This window comes from Streptomyces sp. 5K101 (genome assembly GCF_046506645.1).
Lineage (GTDB): Bacteria > Actinomycetota > Actinomycetes > Streptomycetales > Streptomycetaceae > Streptomyces.
The window spans coordinates 14,176-36,086 of sequence record NZ_JBKFFO010000034.1 but is presented as its reverse complement, the minus strand read 5'-3'; the positions used below and the strand labels follow the sequence as shown (position 1 = coordinate 36,086).

The 21,911-nt window shown below is 69.6% G+C and carries 19 protein-coding genes and 5 pseudogenes; 10 read left to right on the top strand and 14 right to left on the bottom strand.

All coding sequences use genetic code 11. The features are described 5' to 3' along the window. Positions 1–142: 142 nt before the first annotated feature. From ACLB9X_RS32725 to ACLB9X_RS32715, 3 genes and pseudogenes are all read left to right on the top strand, one after another. A complete protein-coding gene (locus tag ACLB9X_RS32725) occupies positions 143–676 on the top strand; it encodes a hypothetical protein (RefSeq protein WP_410364061.1) in 534 nt (177 codons plus the stop codon). Between the two features lie 456 nt (positions 677–1,132). Then, positions 1,133–2,206, top strand: a pseudogene (locus tag ACLB9X_RS32720) (IS110 family transposase); the annotation flags it as partial. Beyond that, positions 2,146–2,829 (top strand): annotated as a pseudogene (locus ACLB9X_RS32715) (transposase); the annotation flags it as partial. The pseudogenes ACLB9X_RS32720 and ACLB9X_RS32715, both read left to right, overlap by 61 nt. 524 nt (positions 2,830–3,353) lie before the next feature. On the opposite strand, the gene ACLB9X_RS32710 reads toward ACLB9X_RS32715, so the two are convergent. The 5 genes from ACLB9X_RS32710 to ACLB9X_RS32690 form a co-directional block, all read right to left on the bottom strand. Continuing rightward, on the bottom strand, positions 3,354–3,581 hold the full coding sequence (locus tag ACLB9X_RS32710) for a hypothetical protein (protein WP_410364060.1): 228 nt from the start codon (positions 3,579–3,581) through the stop codon (positions 3,354–3,356). A gap of 46 nt (positions 3,582–3,627) precedes the next feature. Further along, the gene (locus ACLB9X_RS32705) at positions 3,628–4,587 is read right to left on the bottom strand and encodes a trypsin-like serine peptidase (protein ID WP_410364059.1); all 960 of its coding nucleotides are present in this window, start codon (positions 4,585–4,587) and stop codon (positions 3,628–3,630) included. Between the two features lie 702 nt (positions 4,588–5,289). Beyond that, entirely contained in the window at positions 5,290–5,484 is a 195-nt protein-coding gene (locus tag ACLB9X_RS32700) for a hypothetical protein (protein ID WP_410364058.1), read from the bottom strand. 141 nt (positions 5,485–5,625) lie between these two features. Beyond that, positions 5,626–6,609 carry a helix-turn-helix transcriptional regulator gene (locus ACLB9X_RS32695; protein WP_410364063.1) on the bottom strand — a complete coding sequence of 328 codons (984 nt, stop codon included), beginning with the start codon at positions 6,607–6,609 and terminating at the stop codon, positions 5,626–5,628. A gap of 71 nt (positions 6,610–6,680) precedes the next feature. Beyond that, positions 6,681–8,384 carry a hypothetical protein gene (locus ACLB9X_RS32690; protein WP_410364057.1) on the bottom strand — a complete coding sequence of 568 codons (1,704 nt, stop codon included), beginning with the start codon at positions 8,382–8,384 and terminating at the stop codon, positions 6,681–6,683. A gap of 232 nt (positions 8,385–8,616) precedes the next feature. On the opposite strand from ACLB9X_RS32690, the pseudogene ACLB9X_RS32685 reads away from it, so the two are divergent. After that, positions 8,617–9,449: pseudogene (locus tag ACLB9X_RS32685) on the top strand (IS5 family transposase). Positions 9,450–9,562: 113 nt separating this feature from the next. On the opposite strand, the gene ACLB9X_RS32680 reads toward ACLB9X_RS32685, so the two are convergent. Both ACLB9X_RS32680 and ACLB9X_RS32675 read right to left on the bottom strand, forming a co-directional pair. Then, complete coding sequence (locus ACLB9X_RS32680; RefSeq protein ID WP_410364056.1) at positions 9,563–9,880, bottom strand: hypothetical protein; 318 nt, start codon at positions 9,878–9,880, stop codon at positions 9,563–9,565. Further along, positions 9,877–10,233 carry a hypothetical protein gene (locus ACLB9X_RS32675; RefSeq protein ID WP_410364055.1) on the bottom strand — a complete coding sequence of 119 codons (357 nt, stop codon included), beginning with the start codon at positions 10,231–10,233 and terminating at the stop codon, positions 9,877–9,879. The genes ACLB9X_RS32680 and ACLB9X_RS32675 overlap by 4 nt, the downstream gene beginning before the upstream one ends. 400 nt (positions 10,234–10,633) lie before the next feature. Here ACLB9X_RS32675 and ACLB9X_RS32670 point away from each other — a divergent pair, with 400 nt between their 5' ends. Genes ACLB9X_RS32670 through ACLB9X_RS32660 form a run of 3 tightly spaced genes read left to right on the top strand, consistent with a single transcriptional unit; the run spans position 10,634 to position 13,453 of the window. Beyond that, positions 10,634–11,320: a transcriptional regulator gene (locus ACLB9X_RS32670; protein ID WP_410364054.1), complete on the top strand. Its 687-nt coding sequence runs from the start codon at positions 10,634–10,636 to the stop codon at positions 11,318–11,320. 10 nt (positions 11,321–11,330) lie between these two features. Further along, positions 11,331–12,281, top strand: coding sequence for an ornithine cyclodeaminase family protein (locus tag ACLB9X_RS32665; protein WP_410364053.1), 951 nt, complete (start codon positions 11,331–11,333; stop codon positions 12,279–12,281). Then, a complete protein-coding gene (locus ACLB9X_RS32660) occupies positions 12,278–13,453 on the top strand; it encodes a DSD1 family PLP-dependent enzyme (RefSeq protein ID WP_410364052.1) in 1,176 nt (391 codons plus the stop codon). The genes ACLB9X_RS32665 and ACLB9X_RS32660 overlap by 4 nt, the downstream gene beginning before the upstream one ends. A 42-nt stretch (positions 13,454–13,495) precedes the next feature. Here ACLB9X_RS32660 and ACLB9X_RS32655 read toward each other — a convergent pair whose 3' ends face one another. Then, positions 13,496–13,873 carry a hypothetical protein gene (locus ACLB9X_RS32655; protein ID WP_410364051.1) on the bottom strand — a complete coding sequence of 126 codons (378 nt, stop codon included), beginning with the start codon at positions 13,871–13,873 and terminating at the stop codon, positions 13,496–13,498. Positions 13,874–13,884: 11 nt separating this feature from the next. Here ACLB9X_RS32655 and ACLB9X_RS32650 point away from each other — a divergent pair. Further along, positions 13,885–14,297 (top strand): annotated as a pseudogene (locus ACLB9X_RS32650) (alpha/beta hydrolase); the annotation flags it as partial. 121 nt (positions 14,298–14,418) lie between these two features. Here the strand turns inward: ACLB9X_RS32650 and ACLB9X_RS32645 are convergent. The 6 genes and pseudogenes from ACLB9X_RS32645 to ACLB9X_RS32620 form a co-directional block, all read right to left on the bottom strand. Continuing rightward, a complete protein-coding gene (locus ACLB9X_RS32645) occupies positions 14,419–14,982 on the bottom strand; it encodes a TetR/AcrR family transcriptional regulator (RefSeq protein ID WP_410364050.1) in 564 nt (187 codons plus the stop codon). A gap of 171 nt (positions 14,983–15,153) precedes the next feature. Then, positions 15,154–15,762 (bottom strand): VanZ family protein, encoded by a 609-nt coding sequence (locus ACLB9X_RS32640; RefSeq protein WP_410364049.1) that lies wholly within the window; start codon positions 15,760–15,762, stop codon positions 15,154–15,156. A gap of 539 nt (positions 15,763–16,301) precedes the next feature. Beyond that, a pseudogene (locus tag ACLB9X_RS32635) lies at positions 16,302–17,203 on the bottom strand (serine hydrolase). After that, on the bottom strand, positions 17,200–17,415 hold the full coding sequence (locus tag ACLB9X_RS32630; RefSeq protein WP_410364048.1) for a hypothetical protein: 216 nt from the start codon (positions 17,413–17,415) through the stop codon (positions 17,200–17,202). The pseudogene ACLB9X_RS32635 and the gene ACLB9X_RS32630 overlap by 4 nt, the downstream one beginning before the upstream one ends. A 434-nt stretch (positions 17,416–17,849) precedes the next feature. Then, the gene (locus tag ACLB9X_RS32625) at positions 17,850–19,241 is read right to left on the bottom strand and encodes an amidase (protein ID WP_410364047.1); all 1,392 of its coding nucleotides are present in this window, start codon (positions 19,239–19,241) and stop codon (positions 17,850–17,852) included. Next, positions 19,228–19,437, bottom strand: a complete 210-nt coding sequence (locus ACLB9X_RS32620) for a hypothetical protein (protein ID WP_410364046.1) — start codon at positions 19,435–19,437, stop codon at positions 19,228–19,230. The genes ACLB9X_RS32625 and ACLB9X_RS32620 overlap by 14 nt, the downstream gene beginning before the upstream one ends. A 130-nt stretch (positions 19,438–19,567) precedes the next feature. On the opposite strand from ACLB9X_RS32620, the gene ACLB9X_RS32615 reads away from it, so the two are divergent. Together ACLB9X_RS32615 and ACLB9X_RS32610 are read left to right on the top strand one after the other, a co-directional pair. Then, a complete protein-coding gene (locus tag ACLB9X_RS32615) occupies positions 19,568–20,827 on the top strand; it encodes an MFS transporter (protein ID WP_410364045.1) in 1,260 nt (419 codons plus the stop codon). 24 nt (positions 20,828–20,851) lie between these two features. Then, positions 20,852–21,766: an MBL fold metallo-hydrolase gene (locus tag ACLB9X_RS32610; RefSeq protein ID WP_410364044.1), complete on the top strand. Its 915-nt coding sequence runs from the start codon at positions 20,852–20,854 to the stop codon at positions 21,764–21,766. The last annotated feature ends 145 nt before the right edge of the window (positions 21,767–21,911 follow it).

The window sequence follows — 21,911 nt, the reverse complement described above, 5'->3', positions numbered from 1 at the left end:
CACCCGACTCCACGGTGAGATAGGGCACGTCCCGCCCGCCGAATACGAAGCCAACCACTACCTGAGCGCCACGAAAGCCCAGGTCACAACCAACATCTGAGATCTCTACCGAACCCGGAACGGTTCAAACTACCTTCTGTCGATGTGTAGCGACGGGGGGTGTGCCGAGCGGCCGGTTCCGGAGTGGTTCGGTGAGGACGGCGCCGATGCCGATGCCCTGTCCGAGGTCCTCTTCGATCCTGAACGCTGGCCAGCGTTCAGGGTGCCGACAGAAGACGGCCCCGGAGCCGTGGTGATCTACCGCAACCTGGACGGCGACTACGGCACCGACTACCTCCTCACCCATCCAGGCAGAAGCTACGTCGAGCAGATCGCCAGCTGGGACGGCGACTTCTCGGGCGCTGGGCTGACATGGCGCGAACTGATCCGGATCGCCGACAACCCAGCCCTGGCGGCCGAAGGCGTCCAGGACACGGCCATCCGCTTCCTGCTACTGCTTCCCCTCCTCACCGACCCGGACATGCCGGAAACAGCATCCGCAAGGCTCATCGCCGCCCTGGCCGTAGTCGGCGCGCCGCAAGACACCGCCTCCATCGCGGCGGAGCACCTGCTGGCCCACCTCACAAGGAGATCCCGACACGACCCCACGTGGACGTCTCCGCTGAGCGGCAGCTGACAGGCGGGCCGAACCGTTGATCACACCCGTGGAACGATCTTGATATGGCTGGTGTGATCACGGCGTCGGAGCCGTCCTAATCCGGTGATAGCGACAGCCGCGGGGGGTGTCCCCCAACTGGCTGTTCGAGCACTGAACGATGGTCGCGGTGGCGGTCACGTGGGCGCCGGGCTGACGCCTTGAGCCGTCCGGGCACTTGATTCCTCTATCCAGAGCGGCGGTGCCCGGCTCCCTCGCGATTGCCACCGTCGTCAACACCGCCTGCCTGATCACTCGTTGGTGTTCGTGGTGCGAGCCCGCCACACGGCGACCTCTCGACATGCCCGAGCCGCTTTGAGCTCCAACGCAGACCGAGGCCCGTGGGATGAGCTGGTGCCACGAACAGCTACTGAGGTGGCGGACCGGCCGGTTGGCCGAGTCCTGGGATTAGGTCGCTGCGTGGTTCCGCACGAGCTCGTGACCAGCACAAACACACAGCAGTACCGGGAGGGAACCTTGATCTACTGCGGCATCGACTGGACAGAGAAGACACACGACATCGCCCTCGTCGACGAGACCGGCCAGCTCCTCGCCAAGCGACACATCACCGACGACGCCACCGGCTACAAGATCCTCCTCGACCTGCTCGCCGAGTACGGCGACACCAGTGAGAACCCGATCCCGGTCGCCATCGAGACCTCCCGCGGGCTACTCGTCGCCGTGCTGAGGACGGGCAGCCGACCAGTGTTCGCGATCAACCCGATGGCCGCCGCCCGCTACCGCGACCGACACTCCGTCTCCCGCAAGAAATCCGACCCCGGCGACGCCCTGGTCCTCGCCAACATCCTCCGCACCGACATGCACGCCCACCGGCCCCTGCCCAACGACTCCGACCTTGCCCGAGCCGTCGCCGTCCTGTTCCGAGCCCAGCAGGACGCCACCTGGAACCGCCAGCAGCTCGCCAACCAGCTCCGCTCCCTGCTGCGCGAGTACTACCCCGCCGCCCTGGCGGCGGCCGATGCCTGGAAGAACGGTCTGTGCCGGCCCGAGATCCGGGAACTGCTCCGGGCAGCCCCGACGCCCACCCGCGCCGCCCGACTCACTCGTACCCAACTCCAGGCCGTCCTTAAGAGGGCTGGCCGTCAGCGCGGAATCGAGGCGGAAGCTGACCGCCTCCGCGAGGTCTTCCGATCTGATTGGGCCCACCAGCCCGCGCTGGTCGAGGACGCTCTCGGCAAGCAGATGCTGGCCCTCCTCGTCCAGCTGGAGGCTGCCTGCACCGCCGCCGACCAGCTCGCCGAGGCAGTGGAGGAAGCGTTCCCCCAGCACCCGGACTCCGAGATCATCCTCAGCTTCCCCGGCCTCGGCACCCAGCTCGGCGCCCGGCTGCTCGCCGAGATCGGAGACGACCGGCAACGGTTTGCCGACGCCCGCGGCCTCAAGGCGTACGCCGGCTCCTCGCCCATCACCAGAGCGTCAGGCAAGAAGTCGTCCTGCGTCGCCAGGGTGCGGACGCTGTCCGCAAGGGCCGGCCGCGGAGCCTTCCGCTGGAAGACCGGGCCCTGCTCGTCGTGGCCTACTGGCGCACCAACCTGACCATGCGACAGCTCGCCCCGCTGTTGGGGGTCTCGAAGTCGGCCGCGGACCGCATCATCGACCACCTCGGGCCGATGCTCGCTCTCAGGCCCCGCAAGCGGTTCGCGAAGGGCGCCGTGCTCGTCGTGGACCGCACGCTGGTCCCCACGCGTGACCACACCATCGCGGAGCGGTCGAAGAACTACCGGTACTCCACCAACCATCAGGTCGTCATCGACGCCGACACCCGGCTGGTCGTCGTGGTCGGCCGGCCGCTGGCCGGGAACCGAAACGACTGCAAGGCGTGGGCTGAGTCCGGTGCCAAGGCCGCCGTCGGCAAGACCACGACGATCGCCGACGGCGGCTACCCGGGAACCGGACTCGTCATCCCGCACCGCCGCGAGCGCGGCCAGACCGAACTGCCGGAGTGGAAAAAGGAACACAATCGGTCCCACAAGCAGGTCCGGGCCCGGGTTGAGCACGTCTTCGCCCGTATGGAGACCTGGAAGATCCTCCGCGACTGCCGCCTCAAGGGGGACGGCGTCCACCACGCCATGCTCGGCATCGCGCGGATGCACGACCTTGCTCTCGCCGGATAGGCAAGTGGCCTGCACGGCGGCCCACTATGCCCGAGCACCCAGAAGATCATTTACGGGACAGCCCTGAGGGCCTGTTCGTCCAGGAGTTGCCAACTCGCCATGCAGGACGCGGCCTTATAGAGCATCGCGGGCATCCACCTCGCCGGTATCCCGCCGTTGGACTACGAACGGCATCTCTTCCGCGAACGCAGCGTGCGCAGCGTCACCGCCCACACCCGCCAGGACGGACGGGAACTCTTCTGCACTCCACCCGCCGCCCGGTCGACGGCGTCGCCCGCGCCGGCGGGTTCCGCGGCGGCCGGCCACCGGCTCCGGCCACGGTGACCCCGTACGACTTCCAGGACGCCGACACCGCCCTGGACGACCTGTCGGCGGACCGGATCACCGGGGTAGCGGTGCTGCGCATGCCCGCCTGACTGCCGGCCGCATACCCCTCGCAGGCCGAACGGGCGCAGGGGCGCGGGCCTTGCCCGCACCGCCTGCGCCCGTCATGGACCTGGCCCGACCAGTCCCGCTTGCCGTCCTCAGCCGTCTTCCGGCATGGGGGCGGGCCGGGCCTCCTTCGTCCGTTCCGGCGTCCAGTAGTCCCGTACCTCATCCGGGCTCTGTCGCACATCGCTGCTGGTGGTCCCCGAGTCCGGCCGCGGCTCGGGGGGCGGCGCGGCCGTGGCCGTACGCCATGCCGCCACCCCCACAACCACGGTGAGCAGGGCGGCGGCGGTGCCCCATCGGCTCAAGCTGCTGCGACGCATTGGACTGCTCCTCGCCAGGATGCCCGGTTGCCGGGCTGTCAGGTTGTCAGGTGACGCTGCCCTGGGCGTCGTACATCGCCTTGACGGCGTCGTCGAAGTACGAGCTGCGGTTCCAGCCGCCCGTGGCGAGGGTGCTCATCGTTCCGTTGGCGTACCCCAGGCCGTTGGCATCGTTGAACTCCCGCAGCCACGGCCCGCCACTCGATCCGCCGCCGAAGTCACACTGGAGTTCAATACGGCCGTCGCCCACCGCTCGCGTGATGCCCTGGCATGCCCACTGGATCTGGCCGCCGTCGCGGTTGCTCGGGTAGCCCATGACGGTCACGGCCTGGGTGCGCGAGTAGTTCCAGCTCAGTCCGTGACCGCCGGTGACATTGACGACCTTGTTGCCGTTGAGCGGCCAGGTGGTCACCATCGCCACGTCCCGGCCGAGGTCACTGCTGCTGATCCAGCTGTTGAAGGTGCGGAACTGCTTGGCGGCGTAGGTGCCGAAGGGGCGGGCACCGGACCGGTAGCGCGGCACATAGGTCCAGTTCGTCATCCAGGTGCCGCCGCTGCCTCCGTGCACGCAGTGCCCGGCGGTGAGCAGCATCTGTTTGGAGGGACTGTTGAGGGACCCGGCCGAACAGGTGTAGTTGAGGCCGTTGCTGGGGTTGGTGAAGAACACCTTGCCCACCGCGGCGGATTCGGTGACCAGCGGCCGGATTGTGTCCGACCGCCCCTCGGCAGGTGGTGTCGAACCCGGCTTCCCGGTGGGGCCGGCGTTGCTCTGGGCGGCGCGCGGCGACCCGGCAATCCGGTCGAGGGAGATGGCTTTGCTCATCCGCTCCGGCGTCCAGTAGCGGGCCAGCGCGGCGGCGGCGGCCGTCGAGTCGACCGGCGCACCGCCGGCGAGCCGCGGAGTGGCGGCGGTGGTTGCGTTGCCGGCCGGGACGGCGGCGGATCCGGGCTCGGCAGGGGCGGCGGGGCCCGCCATGGCGGGGCCTGCCCCGACCAATGCCAGCATGACGGCAGTGGCCAGCGGTAGAAGTGCCTGTCTGAGACTGCGCACGAGTGGTACCCCCCAATGGTCGATGCGGACGCACATTGCTGCAGTTCTCCCGTCAATGTGCGGAGTCGAAGCGACCGTAGGTGTGGCAAGTACCCGTGCGATAGTACGAAATGAGTCCCTCCGCTATTGACCTACCGTGCCGCGTATTCGGGTCAACCCGGGTCCACGGCTTGCTTGCCCAATACTTGTGTGCCGGGAGCTGACGGTGGCACCTTGTGGTATCCGACTGACCTGCGGGGATGTGAGTGGCTCCAGGGGCTGGATGTATTTCTCTCCGAGAAAAAATGACCATGTCAGCTGTCATCAACCCGCAGGCCATATCCCCGACGCTTGAGGATTTCTGGGTCACGTTGAACGCATAAACCTGAATGCCGCCTCTTCCAGATAGACCGACCGAACGAATCTCCTTCATCGGACCCCGAATATCGGACGGTTCAGCCGTCCCACCTGGTCGGCGGCTCGTGGGGCTTCTTCAGGGCGTACAGCGCGTCGATGTCTGCCGCGTACTCCCCGTGATCGCCCGCCGCTTCAGCTTCAGTGTCGGCGTCATCAGGCCGTCGTCCACGCTGAACTCGTTCGGCAGGATGCGGAACGCGCGGATCGATTCGATTCGGCCCTGGAGACCCGGGCGTTGGCCCGGGAGACCGCTTGTTGGATCTATGCCCGTAGATCCTCGTCGTCGGTCGTCGCCGACACATCCGCAGGCTGCTTCCCCTTGAGGCTCTGCCCATACGCCGGCGCCTCCGGGTCCACCGTGACGAGGGCCGCGATGTACGGCTGGTCGTCGCCCACGACCAGGCACTGCGAGCGCCTCATCCGCCGCCGTACGACCGAGGACGACTGGAACCGCATAGCCCAAGTCGGTGACCGGCTCGGAACGCAGCTGCCGGCGCACTCCTACGAGGTGCGTCAGATGATCAGCGTCCTGGCTGCGATGGAAATCTTCCTGGCCTTCTTCGTCTCCGCGGTGGGCGACGTGCGGTCCTGCGACGCTCACAGCCAGCCTCGGCGTTGGGCCTGCAGTGCCATCTGGAAGCGGGTCGCGGCGCCCAACCGAGCCATCATGACCTCTACTCGGCGGAAGAGGGTGCGCCGGCTGATGCCGATCTCCCTGGCGATGTCGGCGTCGGACACCCCGCTCGCGAGCAGCGACAGCAGGCGGCGGTCGGCCGGGAGCAGGCGATGGGGCCGATAAGGAGGGCCGTGGAACGGCAGCGCGCTCTGCCAGGTCTGCTCGAACAGGGCGACCAGCGCGGCGAAGAGCCCGCACGGCTGCACGACCAGCATGGTGTGGTGCACGTCGACCTCTTTGATCGACAGTGACACCAGGGCGTATGCGTCGTCAATGATGATGAGCTTCACCGGAACCGAGGGAACGACCCTCGCTTGTTCGCCGGCCGCGATGCACGGCTCGATGCTCTGGGTGAGGTTGCCGGGGAACTCCAGCGACTCCCGCGAATACACCACGCGTTGCGTCACCCCACGGGCGAGGGTGGCGAGCGCCTCGTCCGTGGCGGTCGGGATCGGGAAGTACGGGGGCGAGTCGAACTGGCGAATCTGCTCTCGGGCGCTGTCCCAGGCTTGGCGCAGCCGCGGACCGATCTCGTCGCCCCTCACGATCTCGACCAGGTCGTCCTTGAATTCCGTCAGCCGCTGCCGCCGGAAGGCGTCGAACGCGCCGGCCACGGTGACGCAGGACGCGTCGAGTTCGGCGGCGCGGTGCCGGCTGAGGATCTGCAGGCCGGCCGCGGGCGGCAGCGGGGCGATCGCGTCGCGGCCGTTGACCGGGGCGCTCGCCAGGCCTGCGTCGACCAATTCCCCGTAGGCCGCGGCCAGTTGTGCGTCGTCCAGTCCGGCGGCCGTTCCGATCCGGCTCAGGCGGACGGGCGCGAGTTCCAGGAGCGCCAGATAGACCCGGGTCGCCTCGTCACCGATGCCCAGCCGTCTCAGGGCCTCGCCGACCTTCGCCGTCGCCATGGTCGGCAAGGTACCAACCGGCGCGCGCGGGCGCACCACCTCGTTCCGCGTTGATGCGCCCGCGTGCCCCCTTATCGGCGGTAGTCGATCGTGTTGTGGTACAGGCAGCCCAGCGCGTTCGCGCCCACGTCGTACCCATCCGCCGCGCGGTGGGCCCAGAACTGGGCGAACGTGCCGGACACATGGTCGAGGAAGGTGTTCCACAGCGGACCGGCGGGGTTCTCGCTGCACGTGTCGCCCGTCTCGTTGGTGCTGTCCGCCAGGTCGATCATCGACCCGAGCACCCGGCCCTCCACGGCATCTCCGTCGTCCCACCCAGTGGTGCCCCAGGTCGGGCCTTCCACGTCCAGGGTCCGGCCGCCCGGCCAGCGGAACGTGGGATCGTCGAGCACCACGACCCCGTACCAGGTGGCGAAGCCCTCGGTCCATGCGCACCCCGCCGAGCTGGTACGGGGAATGTAGTGCGGGCTGCAGTTCGGCGAGTAGGGGAAGTCGTCCTCGTACACATCGTCCATCAGCGCGTGCCCGAACTCGTGAAGGACGAGGACGGGCGCGTCCGGATCCTCGGCGGCGAGGTGGACGGCGTTGCCCCGGGTCGAGTAGTACGTGCCGTCGGTGGAGTCCGGTGCCCAGTTGACGATCCCGCGCCGGCAGCTCGTGTCCCTGGCGTCCCAGCAGGACGTTCCGGGTTTCCAGTTCCACCCGGCGTTCATCGTGTCGAACGCCTCGACGCCACGCATCAATGCCGCGTCGGCGGGCTGGAAAGCGCCGATGTCGGCCGTGCCGCCGGACGGCACGTCGGGACGGACGGCGGTAGCGAAACGATACGGCTGCCGCGACTTGCCGTGGCGTATGACCCAGTTCTGGTTCTCCGTGCCGAACTCGACGTAGACGTCTTGTCCACCGCCCTCCTCGTCGGTGTTGTCGAAGCACAGATGGAACCGGCCGTCGGCGCCGGTGAGGCCGGTGACGAGCAGGTCGTCCGAGCCTTTGGCATCGTCGTCGTACACGGTCACACGGGTGTTCCCGGACACCCGGAGAGCGCCGGTGTGGTCAACGTAGTTCCACGAGCCGCCGGCGCACGCCGTGCCCGCGGCGGACGCCTCGGATGCCTTGGTCGGCACCGGCTCGGCGGGACGGTGCGCGAGGTGAGCGTGGGCGCGCGTCGCAGAACCGGCCGCCGGTGACACGGAGTTGACCTCCTTGACCGCGATGCCGAAGGACGACCGCTGAGAGCCGACGGTGAGAAAGACGCTGCCGGAATCTGTGTCGTTTCCGGCCGACGCCGTCGCCCGGATTCCGGCCGGTCCTGCGGCGACCGCCTTCACCGTGCCACTGAGCCGCCACGGCCGCCCGGCGCCTGTGTGCCCCTTGCCGTCGGCGCGGTGCACCCGCCCGCCGTGCACGGGCGCGGGCGAGTCGGCCGTCGAGGAGCGCAGGCCGGCGGGTGCGTCCACCCAGACCAAGCCGGCGGGCAGTTCGACGTCGAGGTGCACCTCGGAGTCCTCTGACGTGGTGAGGACCTCCATGTCGATTCTGGCCTGCGACCCGATGGCGGGCGCCTCGGACAACCGGAGCACGACTGCCAGGCAGTGCGCCCCGTCGTCGGTCCTGTCGTCCGTCGAGCCTGCCTTCGTCTGCGGGAAGGGTTTGCACTGCTCCCCTGCAACTGGTGACTGCGCCACCGCGAGCCCGGGCGCCGTGAGGGCGAGCAGGGCCCCGAACGTGAGGGCACGCGCGGTTATTCGGCGGAAGTGCGTATGGCGTACGTGCATACGACACAGTCCCTTCGAGTAAGTGAACTCTGGACGAAGGCGCGTTCTACCGGATTAGGGACTGTGTGGTGGCCGATCCGTGTCAGCGGCACTACTCGGCAGCGTCCGGGAGGGCGGCTGCGTCACGTCGTGCGCGGGCGATTCGTCGCCTGCTGTGACCCTCCGGCGTTCCGGACCAAGACGTCGGTTCTCAGACCGGGTCCTGCATGGTGAGTTGGCGGTTGTGCCGGGCATGAAGAGTGGACGGTGGGGTTGGATTGTTCCGGAGGGTCTGTGGGAGATCGCCAGGCCGTTGTTGCCGCCGGCTCGCGTGCGGCCGCAGGGCGGCGGGGTCGCCGACACCGATGACGAGGCGGTCTTCGTCGCGATCATCTACGTACTGGTCAGCGCTGCGCCTGGCGAGGTTGCCGCCGTGCTTCGGGGCGTCGAAGTCGACCGTGCATCGCCGGTTCGCCATCTGGTCCCGTGCGGGGGTCTGGGGCCGGCTGCACCAGAAGGTTCTGCAACTCCTGGACGAACAGGGCCTCGTCGACCTGTCCCGGGCGCTCCTCGACTCTGCCCATGTCCGCGCAAAAGAGAAGGGGCGAACTTGCAGGTCCGAGTCCCGTGGACCGGGGTAGGCCCGGTGCCAAGACGCATGTCCTGTCCGACACGGAGGGACTGCCCCTACGCGTCGGACTCTCCACGGCCAACACCACGGCGCTGCAGTCGGGCGCCTGCGGCTTCTTCCTCAAGGACTCCGGCCCGCAGCTGCTGGCTGAGGCGGTGCGAGCCGCGGCAGAGGGAGACTCCCTCATCAGTCCGTCGATCACGGTCCGTCTGCTGCGGCGGTTGATGGCACCCGGTACGCGGCGATCACCGGACACGGTCCTGTCCCTGCGGGAGGTGGACGTGGTCAGGCTCGTGGCCCAGGGACTCACCAACGTCGAGATAGCTCAAGCCCTCTGCATCAGGGACGGGACGGTCAAGACCCACTTGGGCAACATTCAGAGCAAGCTCGCCGCCCGCAACCGAGTGGAGATCGCCGCTTGGGCCTGGCGGGTGGGCCTCGCCCATCAGGACTGACGCCTGGCCAGCGGATCCCGATGATTTCAGCTGAGATTCGCTCGAAGTGTCGGTCGGCATGGCTGAAGGCAAGCCCCTGCGCGAAGGACTGCGCTACCTCGCCGAACTCGACTTCAGGGAAATCGCCACCCTGAGACATCACACCCAACGCTGCCTGGGCCGACGTACGCCGGGTCGCCGTCGGAGACGGAGACGATGAGGCTGTTCAGCTCCTTGCCGCCATCCTGGTTGGTGGTCTTCGGGTTCACCCCCGCGTAGGCGGTGACGCCTGCGCCCAGCGTGATCTCCTGACCCACGGACTGCTCCGCGGGCTTTGCGGCCGTTCCGTCCGATCCGAGGGCCACGACCGGCAGCGCGGCGGGCATGACGCAGGTGATGCCGGGCTTGGCCTTGATCAGGCAGTAGCCGCCGGCCTGGGACTCGGAGCTCACGCTCCAGGCGATGTCGTTGGTACCCAGCTCTGTCCGTAGCCGCTCTTGTCTCCGGCCGTGTCGTTGCCGTTGATACCGGACTTGTCCGATGAGCCGCTTCCCGCGGCCCCGCCGTCGGAAGACGTCGAAGCGCCGGAACCGCTCCTTCCGCCGCTCTTGTGCCCACCCTCGCCGCCGCTGGGCGCCGTCGGGCTTGCCTGGCCGGATGCCGCCGAGAAGCCCGAGGTGGCGGCCACGTCGGGCGACGCGCCAGTGGACGCTGACGACTTGTCACCGCCCTCACACGCTGTCATCAGCAGGCCGGCGCCGAGCGCGGCGGCGACGGCAAGGGCGGTGCGCAGACGACGGGTCATTACGGTTTTCCCTTCAGGGCGACAAGTACGGGGCCAGGTGCTCGGTGCCGCGCGTTGACGATCACCTTCACGGCCGCTCCTGGCTGCCGGTTCGGTGCTGTCTCGCGTCCATGGCGCCGCTGTCACGCGACTGTGACACAGCTCCGGCGGGCCGTGGGACGAAGCCGGGCCACGTCCGGCGGGAGCGTGAACCGGTCGCCCGTTCGCCCCGACCCGCCGAGCCAACGATGTCGGGTCTCTCTTCGAGGCCTCACCCGAAGCTTGCAGGTGAATAGCGACTCACGTTCCTGCTCAGCCCGGGCGTCCCGCGGCGAGGTGAGGTGGGCGGCACCCGGAAGGTGTACTAGACTTTCTGTCTAAGGATAGAAACAAAATGGAAGCCCGTGCTGAAAGGAGCGCCATGGACCACCTCGCAGCCAGTGCGGAGGCGGACGAGCGCAGGGGCGCCGCTGCCGTTGCCTCGATCGACGCGGACGAGCACCTCATCCGTGAGGCCGAGAAGATCGCCGTCGCGCTGGGCCGCATGTTCCCGGGCCTGTGCGAAGTGGTCCTGCACGACCTGCGGGATCCGGAGAATGCGATCCGGGCGATCGAGAACAACCTTTCGGGCCGCCAGGTCGGTGACTCCGCCACTGAGCTGGGCCTGGCCCGCATCGCCGACCCGGAGTACCCCAGCGTCATCCAGAACTACCCCAACCGGTTTCCCGACGGCCGCCCGGTGAAGAGCACGTCCATCGGCATCAAGAATGCCGAGGGCGAGTACATCGCGGCACTCTGCCTGAACCTCGACGTGTCCATCCTGTCGCCCGTGACGCTCGCATTGTCGAACCTCGTGAGCACGGACACCGAGCACCGCGAACAGCCCCTGGAGACCCTGCGGGACCGCAACGCGCGCGAGCTGCGCCAAGAGGTGGAGGCACGTGCCGCGGAGCGCGCCGCGACTCCCCGGTCGCTGAGTCGGGAGGACAAGAGGGAACTCGTACGGCAACTGCAGCGCGACGGCTACTTCGACTCGCGCGATGCCGCGCAGACCATCGCGGACCTGCTCGGCGTGTCCCGGGCGACCGTCTACAACTACGCCAAGTGAAGGGCCGCTCATGACCGCCGCCGGACCAACCGCTCTGTTGCACATCACCGAGGAGCAGACCGCTGCGCTCGTGGATGAGGAGCTGGCCCTCGAAGCGGCCCGTGCCGCCTTCGCCGCGACGGTGGACGGCCCGGTCTTCCCCAGTCTCGCCGTGCACGGCTCCGATCCGCGCAACCGGTTCACCCTCAAGCCGTCCGCATCCCCGACGCACGCCGGCGTGAAGATCGGCACGTACTGGCCGGGCAACCCAGAGCACGGGCTGCCGCGCCACCACTCGACCCTGCTGCTGTTCGACCAGACGATCGGCCGGATCGCGGCCGTCCTGGAGGTCGGCACCGCGAACGCCTACCGGACCGCCGCGGCCGATGCCCTCGCCGTCGACCTGCTGGCCCGCCCCGACGCTGCCACCCTGGCCGTCTTCGGCACCGGTCACCAGGCCGCCTACGAGGCGCAGGCCGTCAGCCGGGTCCGGCCCATCGGCGAGATCCTGATCGTGGGGCGCGACGCGGAGCGTGCCGAGCACCTGGCCAGAACGCTCACCGCACAGGGCCACGACGCCCGGCCCGCCGGTGCGGAAGAAGCCTGTGCGCACGCCGACCTCATCGTCACCGCCACCACCACTCGCGCCGACACCCCACCCCTGTTCGACGCGGGCTGGGTCCGCCCCGGTACGCACATCTCCTGCATGGGCGCCGACGCCCCCGGCAAGAGGGAGCTCCCACCCGAACTGTTCAGCGGCGCACGTGTCTTCTGCGATCTACCCGAACAAGCCCGCCGCATGGGCGAAAGCCAGCACGCGCCCGCAGCGACCGTCCTCACCCCGCTCGGCGAGGTCCTCGTCGGACGCACCGCGGGACGCATCGATGACAGCGACATCACGGTCTTCGACAGCTCCGGAATCGGTCTGCAGGACCTCTGTCTGGGCCTGGCCCTTCTGAAGAAGATGGACATCTCCCTGTGAACATCCCCTTGAACACCACCTCCACCGCCGCCCGTGACCTGACCGACCCGGACACCCCGTTCGCCGTCGTGGACGTGGACAAGACGCGGCGCAACATCGAACGGCTGCAGGCCAGGGCCGACCGGCTCGGGGTCACCCTGCGGCCGCACGTCAAGACGGCCAAGAGCCTCGACGTCGTCGCCCTCATGCACGGCGACACTCCCTGCCCCGTCACCGTCTCCACCCTCGCCGAGGCCGAGGCGTTCGCCGACGGCGGCTACACCGACATCACCTACGCCGTCGGCATCGACCCCCACAAGCTCCCGCGCGTGATCGCCCTGCTGCGCCGCGGTGTGCGCCTGCGCATCCTGCTCGACAGCGTCGAACAGGCCGCGTTCGTCGCCGAAGCCTCCCGCCGGGCCGGCATCGCCGTCCCCGCCCAGATCGAAATCGACTGCGACGGCCACCGCGGCGGCCTCAAGCCCGACGCCCCCGCGCTCCCCGAGGTCGGCCGCATCCTGCACGACGCGGGCTGTCTGGACGGCGTACTGACCCACGCCGGCGAGTCCTACTTCGCCTACACCCCCGAGGAACAGCGCCTGGCGGCGAAGAACGAACGCGACACCGCCGTCGCCGCGGCCGAGCGACTGCGCGCGGCCGGCCTGCCGGTGGACACCGTCAGCGTCGGCTCCACCCCTACCGCCCACGCCGCCGAGGACCTCACCGGCGTCACCGAACTGCGCGCAGGGAACTACGTCTTCTTCGACCTGGTCATGGCCGGCCTCGGCGTCTGCCAGGTCGAGGACCTCGCCCTGTCGGTCGTCGTCACCGTCATCGGCCACCGTCCCGAGTACGGGTGGATCGTCACCGACGGCGGCTGGATGGCCATGTCCCGCGACCGCGGCACCGCCGTCCAGGCACAGGACCAGGGCTACGGTCTGGTCACCGACTTGAACGGCAACCTCGTCCCGAACCTGGTCATGACCGCCGCGAGCCAGGAACACGGCACGCTCACCGCCCGCGACGCCGCCGACCTGCCCGACCTGCCCGTCGGCACCCGCCTGCGCATCCTGCCCAACCACGCCTGCGCAACCGCGGCTCAGCATCGCGGCTACCACGTCATCGACGGCACCCGCAGCACAGGCGCCGTGCCCGTGATCGAGGCTTTGTGGCAACGCGTCACCGGCTGGTGAGGACAGCCTGCACGTCCACCCCTGACCACATCCCGACCCCTCTCAGCCAGAACGCCGGCCGAGCGCGTCGGTGATGTCGGTGAGCCACCGGTCCACGGGACCAAGGGTGACCAGGCCACTGCCCGCGCCCGCGCGTTCGCAGGCAGCGGGCAGCAGGCGGACGTGGAGCTGCTCCAGCGCGACCCGGGCACCGAGTTCCAGCGCCACCGCCGCCTGCAGGCAGCACAGCGCCTCGTACATCAGGTCCGCCGGCGGCTCCGGCAAGGCGCGCAGCATCGCCTGGGTGTCGGCGCGGCGGCCGGTGCGCAGCAGGACGAAGAGCTCGGCCCAGGGCCGGTACGGCCCCCAGTCCGGCCACGCGTCGACGTGCTCGGCCGCCTCTGCCGCGGACGTGTTTCCGTCGGCCAGCCGCAGACACAACTGCGCAAGGGATGTGGCAGGTGATGCGCGGCACGAGTGCCGCCATCGGGTTCCACCTCTACTTGATGGCCCAGCCTCCGCAGCTGCCCGAGCAGATGATCGCGGCTGCCCCGGCCGTCTTCTTCGGCCATTTCCTCGACGTCTGGACGCGCACCCCGAAGCGATGCCCGCCGACATCCGTGTCGCTTACCTGGACGCCTGCCGCGACGCGGTGCCCTCGACCGTGGCCGACTACCGAGCCTCCGCCCGCATCGACGTCGACCACGACCAGGCCGACACAGACGCCGGTAACCGACTGGACATGCCGGTCACCGTGCTGTAGCAGGACTGGGGCGCCTTCCTCGGCTTCGACGCCCGAACGCTCCGGTCCGCCTGGGCACCAAAGCTGGCCCACACGACTGTCGACTGCGGCCACTGGGCGTGAAGTGCCCGGATACGCCCTCGGGACGGTTCGCCGGAGGGCTGGGGATGTGGCGCGGTCGTGCCGACCTCCGAGATCAGGGCACCGGAGGCTGCCGAAGGGGCATGCCACTGTGATCATCTGGTCACTGGGTGGCCGGTTCGAGGACTCCTGTCACGAGTCGGTGCGCGTACGAGGTGTCGAGTCCGTCGGGGCGGAAGAGGATGCGGTACATCAGGGGGGCGACGACGGCGTCGATGACCGTTTCGACGTCGGGCGTGTCCTCCCCGCGTTCGGCCGCGCGGCTGAGGATGACATCGATCTGCTCGGCTGCGTAGGCGGAGCACTGGCCGGCGTTGCTGCCGTCCGGATCGCCGAGCAGGGCGTCGCGGATGTAGGCGCGGCCGGTGGGGGAGGCCATCTCGTCGAGGAATTGCTCGGCCCAGGCCGTCAGGTCGGACGACAGGGCCCCGTTGTCCTTGGGCGCGGTGTCGGGCCGCAGCCGCTCGACCGCCACGTCCGACAACAGCTCCTGCAGGTCGCCCCAGCGGCGGTAGATCGTCGACGGCGTCACGCCCGCACGCTGGGCGACCAGCGGCACCGTCAGGGCGTCCCGGCCCAGCTCCGACGCGAGTTCGCGTACGGCGGCGTGCACCGCTGCCTGGACCCGGGCGCTGCGCCCACCGGGGCGCACCATCTGCCTGCTCATGAATCCACCTTAAAGCAAAATCATTGCTTCTAGGAAGTCGCACCCGCAGCGGCACCTCGTGACGTCCGCGAGAACACGGCTGTCTGCCGCGGAACGCGGAGCGGTGACAGCGGCGATGGGGATGGTCCGCGCCCGCACCAAGGGGTCGGGCGGGGCGATCCCGCCGTCGGTTCATCGCCCGACGGGTGCAGGCGGAGCCGGCACCGTCTCGGTGGCCGATCGGGCGAGGGCGGTTCCCGGCGGGGCGAAGCCGCGTACGAGATCGGACAGGGCCGAGGAGCGCAGGATCAGGCAGCCGAGCACGCCCCCGAGGGTGTTGGCGATCAGGTCGTCGACATCCGCGCCACGGCCGTTGCTGAACCACACGTACATGCCCAGCTGAACCAGCTCGATCGTCAGGCTGGTGACCAGCGCGCGCAGGGCGACCCGCTTCACCGGAAGCTCCGCCTTCGCCAGCAGCGGGAGCAGCAGACCGAACGGTGCGAACAGCAGCACGTTGAGCACGAAGGTGGGGTCCATGCCGATAAGGCCCGCCAGGGGTATCGGCTGGATCTGGTTGTACCAGGGCGACAGATTCTGAGTTTTGTCCACGATGATCGGAAACATCGTGAAGTGCAGGAAACCCGCAGCGTAGAGGGCCGTCGCAAGCCGGGTCAGAACGGGCTTGCCGTACCAGCCGGGGCGTCTCCTCACGGCACGCACGGTGAGCAGCGCGGCGAATCCGGCGAGGAGGGGAAGCAGCACCTGCACGGACTCGATACGGAAGGCGAGGTTGCCCATGACATGCTCCTGGGGTTATGGACAGCGGTACACAACGGACGGATTCGACTCTGTCCGGCGGACGCCTGCGTCGGATCGGCCGTAGACAGATCTTGCGCAGCCGGCTACGACTTTCGGCCGGGTGCCGTCCACCCCCTTCGGCTCCGCCCGGTGGGCACGCCTGATCGGCGGGTACGGGCTGTCGTCCGCCAAGCTGTGCTGTGCCCTGTCGGCGGTGGCCTCCTCCGCCGCGTCGCCCCGGCTCGGTGCCAAGCCCTGCCGGCGATCGCCGGCAGGGCGGGCCGTGCACGACGGTGCCCGCGGATTTCCGATCAAGGACTCCGGCCCGGCCGGGCACGGTCTAGGGGAAGCACTGGCCGGAGTTGCTGCCGGCCACGCTTTTCGCGCCCGCCATCCAGGCCGTCCCGGAACGTGTCACCGGCTGGTGGCCCACCGGCGAAGTGACCAGGGCGACCTGGGTGCGGCCCGGCTGTATTGCCCGGCGGCCGGTTGCAGGTGGTCGTTGGCACAGGCAGGAAGGCCTGTTCATCCGGTGTTGCCTATTGCTGCCGTAGGTGGTCGCGGAGCGTCCGGGCGACTTGTGCCATGAGGGCGTCGGCACCGGGTTGAGTGCCGGCGGGGACGAAGGATTCGGTGAGGACGGCGATGGCGAAGGTCTGGCAGTCGGCGTGCTCGACGACGCCGCTTTCGTGGCGGAGGTTGAGCAGGGTGCCTGTTTTTGATGACCACGTCGAGGCGTCGGAGTCGAAGTCGGGTGCCAGTCGGTGGCGCAGCAGGTTGTGAGTCATGAGAGAACGGACCGTGGCTGCGACGTCCGGGTGAATCGCCGACGGCCGCCACAGCATCTGGAGCAGGTCGGTCCAGGCACGTGCGCTTCCCGTGTTGGCGCGGGTGGTGTCGAGCTGGGGAATGCGGTGTCCGCGGCCGCTGGTGCCGGCGTCGATGGCCAGGGCGTGGGCGAGGTGTGTCTGCGGGGCGTCGAAGCGTTCGGCGGGCGTGTCCGTCAGTTCGCTGATCGTGTGGCGGACGGATATGCCCCGCAGTCCGAGTTCTTCGAGGATGGCGCTGACCTGGTCGGGCGGTGTGAGGGTGAAGAGGGCGTCCGCAGCGGTGCCGTCGCTCAGGCTTGTGCTGAGGTAGAGCAGGTCGTCGACGGCGATCCGGGCGGGGTGGCGGAAGCGGCTCAGCCCGGTGGGGCCGGGGGTGGTCAGGCGACCGGGCTGCACGTCGAGCACTGCCTCACCGTCGAGTTCTCCGCGCCGGATGCGCTCGGCCGTCGCCACGGCCAGGGGCACTTTGACCAGGGATGCGGCCGGCAGCTGGTGTCCGGCTCGATGCCCAGCTCTTCTCCGGTCAGCAGGTCCCGCACGAGTATGTATCCGTGCAGCCCGCCCTCGTGGAGTTCGTCCTGCATGCGGCGCAGCAGTTCGGCCCTGGTCATGGTGTCGGTTCGTTCTCCGTTGTGCTCTTGGTCTCCGCGCCGAGGCAGCGTGCGATGGCCTCGCCCAGACGTGAGTGCAGGCGTTCGGGGTTGCCGTTGTCCGCCATCGCGACGGTGTAGCCGCGCGCCAGTGTGATGTCGCCGATGGGCCGCCAGTGCAGGACGAGTTCCCTGGCCTGCGTGGGGGTGCACAGCAGCAGGTCCTGGAGCACATGACCTCCGCGGCCGCGGACGTGAGGTCGGCTGCGGTCACCAGTTGCGCGGGGCGCAGGCCCACCGCGTCCCGCAGGCGGGTCAGCGGGTCGCGGACATGCGGCACGTCGTCCGCATTGCGCGGGGCGCAGGCCCAAGATGGGCACCGCGGCCATTGCCGCCTCACGAGGGGGGCGTCGACCGGAAAGTCCCTGGTGTCGTCGCCACCCGGCTCGGGTGTGACCAGCTGACGTTTCGGTCGGGAGGTCGGTACTCCGGGAGTCTTCGGTATCCGAAGCCGTGAGACATCTGTCAGATGACAGCGATGGCGTCCCATGGCTACGTCGCGGACCGCCGGAACCCGCCGATTTTTTCCTTGCGGCTTCCGGCCCTGAGAGCAGCGCAACGGTGCCCCCGGCCCGGCCGGAGCGATTCGGCCGGGCCCACGCCGTTTTCAGGCTGCCGGTGCGAGTGTGGGTGCGGGCTGGGTCTGCTGGAAGGCGTGACCGATCCGCAGGAGGGCACTCTCGCCGAGGGGACGTCCGAGGAGCTGCATGCCGATCGGCAGACCTGTGGTGTCGTGGCCGACCGGTACGGACAGGGACGGAACCCCGGTGATGTTGGCGGGGGACGACAGGCGTACATAGGCGTCGGAGACGCCCTCGACGGTGCCGTCGGCCCAGGTGATCGTCTCCTGGTCGGCCTTCACCGCGGTCGCCGGGACGGTCGGGGCGGCGATCACGTCGACGTCTTGCAGCATGCGCGCCCATTCCTGCCGCATGAGGGTACGGGAGCGCTGGGCGCGCAAGTAGTCCCCGGCGGGCATGAGTTCGCCGGCCTCGAGGAGGATGCGGATGTCGGCCTGGTAGAGCTCGGGGACGGCGCGCAGGGTGCGCTCGTGGTAGGCGGTGGCCTCGGGCACCATCAGGCCCCACTGGGTGGCCTGGATGTACCGGGTCAGGGGGATCTCGATCTCGACGAGCCGTGCGCCGAGGCTCTCGAGCTGGGCGATGGCGCGCCGGACGGCGGCCTCCACCTCCGGGTCGACGTGGTCGAAGTAGTAGTTGCGCGGCACGCCGACGCGCAGCCCCGTGAGGTCCATGCCCGTGCGCGGCCGGTAGTCGATGGCGGGCGTGGTCAGGGAGGCGGGGTCGCGGAGGTCGTGTCCGGCCAGGGCGGTCAGGACCAGGGCCGCGTCCTCGACCGTTCGGGTGATCGGGCCGACGTGGTCCAGTGACCAGGACAGGGACGTGACGCCGTGGCGGGGGATCAGGCCGTAGGTCGGCTTGAGGCCGACGACCCCGTTGAGCGCGGAGGGCACCCGGATCGATCCGCCGGTGTCGGTGCCGAGCGTGAAGGTCGCGGTGCCCGCGGCGACGGCGACGGCGGATCCGCCGCTGGAGCCGCCGGCGACCCTTTCCCGGTCCCAGGCGTTGTTGGTCTGCGGGGTGGTCAGGCCGTAGGCGAACTCGTGGGTGTGGGTCTTGCCGGCCAGGACGGCTCCGGCAGCGGCCAGGCGTGCGGCGACCGTGCTGTCGGCCTGCGCGCGGTGGTCGGCCCTGACCCGGGAGCTGGCCGTGGTGGCCGCTCCGGCGACGTCGATCAGGTCCTTCAGGCCCATCGGGATGCCGTGCAGCGGACCGCGGTAGCGGCCGGCCGCTATGTCGTTCTCGGCTTCGCGTGCGGCCCGGCGGGCCTGCTCGGCGGTGACGGTGACGTAGGCCTGCAGGCGCGGCTCCACATGTCCGATGCGCTCCAGGACGGAGTCCGCCAGCTCGACGGGGGACAGCTGCCGGGCTCGGACCGCGTCAGCGGCCTGGGTCAGGGACAGTTCATACGGCTGCATCGTGCTTCTCCTCTCCCGCGCGGTAGGCGGGGGCGGGCGGGGTGTCCCCGAAGTCCAGCTCCCGCAGGACCGCGACGACGGAGTGGATGTGGTTGGCGACGGCCGCGACCGCGGCGTGGCGGTCGGCAGGCAGCGGAAGCCCGGCCCGGGCGGCCCAGCGGGCCGCTTCCGGCGGGGTGAGATCTGCGGCGGACATGTACTTCTCTCTCCTCGGGGCTGGAGCGGCGGGCAAACCCCAACGCCAAAAGCTAAGGGTTTGCGTTAGCTGACTGTAGGCCCTACGGTGGCTTAAAGCAAACCCATTGCGTTTAGCGCTGAGGAGTGCCATGTCCACCGTCACACCACGAGCACCTGCGCCGGGCCACCCGGGAGCCCGCACCCAGACCGCCACGCGCACGGCGTCCTTCGTCCTGGACACCTCGATCCTCGCCGCCCTCCTCGCGGCATCCAGTGCGCCGACGCCCCTTTACCCCCACTACCAGGACGCCTGGAACCTGTCCGCGCTCACCATCACCGTGGTCTTCAGCGCCTACTCCCTGACACTGCTGCTGGCCCTGCTCACCGTCGGAGCGCTCTCCGACCACCTGGGACGGCGCCCCGTCCTGGTGGGCGCGCTGGTCGTGGAGGCCGCATCCATGGTGCTGCTGGCCTCGGCGGACGGCGCCGGTGCGCTGATCGCCGCCCGAATCCTGCAGGGAGCGGCCACCGGCGCGGCCACCAGCGCCGCAGGCGCGGCCCTGCTCGACCTGGAGGACCACCGGCGCCCGGGCCGGTCCGCGCTGACCAACAGCATCGCCCCAGTGGCGGGCATGGCCGCCGGCGTCCTGGCCGCCACCCTCCTCGTCCGCTTCGCCCCCGCCCCCACGGTCACCGTGTACGTCCTGCTGGCGGTCCTCTTCACCGCCCAGGCGATTGCGGTCACGTTCGTCCCGGAGACGGCCCACCGGCACGCCGGCGCCCTGCGCTCCCTTCGCCCGCAGCTCGCGGTGCCGCCGTCGGCCCGCCGCGCCCTGCTGACGGCGGGCACCGGTGTCGTCGCCATCTGGGCTCTGGGCGGCTTCTACTCCTCCCTCGGGCCGGCGCTCGTGCGCCTCGTGGCTCCGGGCGCTCCGCAGGCGGCCGGCGGCATGGTCTTCTTCACGCTCACCGCCGCGGCCGCCCTCACCGTGTGGACACTGCGGCGCACGGCACCGCACACCGCGGCCACCGGCGGAGGCCTGGCCGTCATCCCCGCCGCGGCCTTGACGCTGAGCGGTCTGCAAGGCGCCGGCCTGCCCGCTGTCTACGGCGGCGCGGCCCTGGCCGGAATCGCTTTCGGCGCCGTCTCCCAAGGGGCGCTGCGCATGACACTCGCCTCACTCGACGAGCAGGACCGCGCCATGACCCTGGCCGCCTACTACGTCCTCAGCTACCTCTCCATGAGCCTGCCCGCCATCGCCGCGGGCGCCGCCACCCAGCACTATGGGCTGGGTACCGCCGCCCACGCCTACGCCGTCGCCGCCGCCCTGCTCGCCGTCGCGGCCCTGGCAGCACTCGCCGTGTCGCAGCGCCGAGCAGCCCACAGCGCACACAACGACCTTCCGTAACGAGACTTGAGGAAACGACCGATCATGAGCACCCCACCGGCCACCGCCCAGACCGCCGTCCCCTCCTGGAGCGTGGGCGACGTCACCGTCCACCGCATCGACGAGGTTCTTCTGCCGCCCGCCACCGGACCCTGGCTTCTGCCGGACGCCACCACGGACGTCGTCAAGCAGCAGGACTGGCTGCGGCCCGACTTCGCCGACCACGAGGGCATCCTGCACATCGACAGCCACAGCTTCGCGTTCGTCCTGGGCGGGCTGCGCATCCTCGTCGACACCGGCATCGGCAACGGCAAGGAGCGGGCCAACCCCGCCTGGCACAACCTGAACACCGACTTCCTCCAGCGCCTGGCCGCCGCCGGATTCCCCCCGGACTCCGTCGACCTGGTGGTCCTCACCCACCTGCACGCCGACCACGTCGGCTGGAACACGCGCGAAGTGAACGGAGAGTGGGTTCCCACCTTCCCCAACGCCCGTTACCTCACCTCCCGCACCGAGCGGGAGTTCTGGGCCACGTACGACATGGAGGAGGCGCGCAAGCAGATGTTCCGCGACTCCGTGATCCCCATCGAGGAGGCGGGGCTCCTCGACCTCGTCGACGTTCCGGCCGACGGCGTCGAGATCGTCCCGGGCCTGCGCCTGATTCCCACTCCCGGACACACTCCCGGTCACATCGCCGTCGAGCTGACCAGCCGTGGAGAGACAGCTCTGATCACCGGCGACTGCATCCACCACCCCGTCCAGTTCGCCCACCCCGCCATCGGCGCCTGCGTCGACATCGACCCGGAGCAGTCCGAGGACTCGCGCCGCAAGCTGCTCGGCTCCCTCGCCGACACGGACACCCTGGTCCTGGGCACCCACTTCGCGCCGCCCACCGCCGGCCGCGTCGTCACTCATGAGGACGCCTACCGGCTCTCGCCCGTCCCTGCCGGCTCGCGCTGACCGGCGACGGTGCGGCCCGTGTCCGGCCGGCACTCCGCATGACCGGACCGTGTCTGCCGGGCCCGAACAGTGATGTCGCTGAGTTTCGAGAACGGCCAGGTGCTTGCCTCGGGACCATGCTTGTGCTCTGCACGACGAGGGGGCC

Excerpts from the sequence above, each read along its gene's own strand:
- ACLB9X_RS32690 (WP_410364057.1), bottom strand. The coding sequence starts at position 8,384 with ATGCACGTACGCCATACGCACTTCCGCCGAATAACCGCGCGTGCCCTC.
- ACLB9X_RS32695 (WP_410364063.1), bottom strand. The coding sequence starts at position 6,609 with ATGGCGACGGCGAAGGTCGGCGAGGCCCTGAGACGGCTGGGCATCGGT.
- ACLB9X_RS32725 (WP_410364061.1), top strand. The coding sequence starts at position 143 with ATGTGTAGCGACGGGGGGTGTGCCGAGCGGCCGGTTCCGGAGTGGTTC.
- ACLB9X_RS32640 (WP_410364049.1), bottom strand. The coding sequence starts at position 15,762 with ATGGGCAACCTCGCCTTCCGTATCGAGTCCGTGCAGGTGCTGCTTCCC.
- ACLB9X_RS32645 (WP_410364050.1), bottom strand. The coding sequence starts at position 14,982 with ATGAGCAGGCAGATGGTGCGCCCCGGTGGGCGCAGCGCCCGGGTCCAG.
- ACLB9X_RS32670 (WP_410364054.1), top strand. The coding sequence starts at position 10,634 with ATGGACCACCTCGCAGCCAGTGCGGAGGCGGACGAGCGCAGGGGCGCC.
- ACLB9X_RS32620 (WP_410364046.1), bottom strand. The coding sequence starts at position 19,437 with ATGTCCGCCGCAGATCTCACCCCGCCGGAAGCGGCCCGCTGGGCCGCC.
- ACLB9X_RS32710 (WP_410364060.1), bottom strand. The coding sequence starts at position 3,581 with ATGCGTCGCAGCAGCTTGAGCCGATGGGGCACCGCCGCCGCCCTGCTC.
- ACLB9X_RS32700 (WP_410364058.1), bottom strand. The coding sequence starts at position 5,484 with ATGCGGTTCCAGTCGTCCTCGGTCGTACGGCGGCGGATGAGGCGCTCG.
- ACLB9X_RS32610 (WP_410364044.1), top strand. The coding sequence starts at position 20,852 with ATGAGCACCCCACCGGCCACCGCCCAGACCGCCGTCCCCTCCTGGAGC.
- ACLB9X_RS32705 (WP_410364059.1), bottom strand. The coding sequence starts at position 4,587 with ATGCTGGCATTGGTCGGGGCAGGCCCCGCCATGGCGGGCCCCGCCGCC.
- ACLB9X_RS32675 (WP_410364055.1), bottom strand. The coding sequence starts at position 10,233 with ATGACCCGTCGTCTGCGCACCGCCCTTGCCGTCGCCGCCGCGCTCGGC.
- ACLB9X_RS32665 (WP_410364053.1), top strand. The coding sequence starts at position 11,331 with ATGACCGCCGCCGGACCAACCGCTCTGTTGCACATCACCGAGGAGCAG.
- ACLB9X_RS32625 (WP_410364047.1), bottom strand. The coding sequence starts at position 19,241 with ATGCAGCCGTATGAACTGTCCCTGACCCAGGCCGCTGACGCGGTCCGA.
- ACLB9X_RS32615 (WP_410364045.1), top strand. The coding sequence starts at position 19,568 with ATGTCCACCGTCACACCACGAGCACCTGCGCCGGGCCACCCGGGAGCC.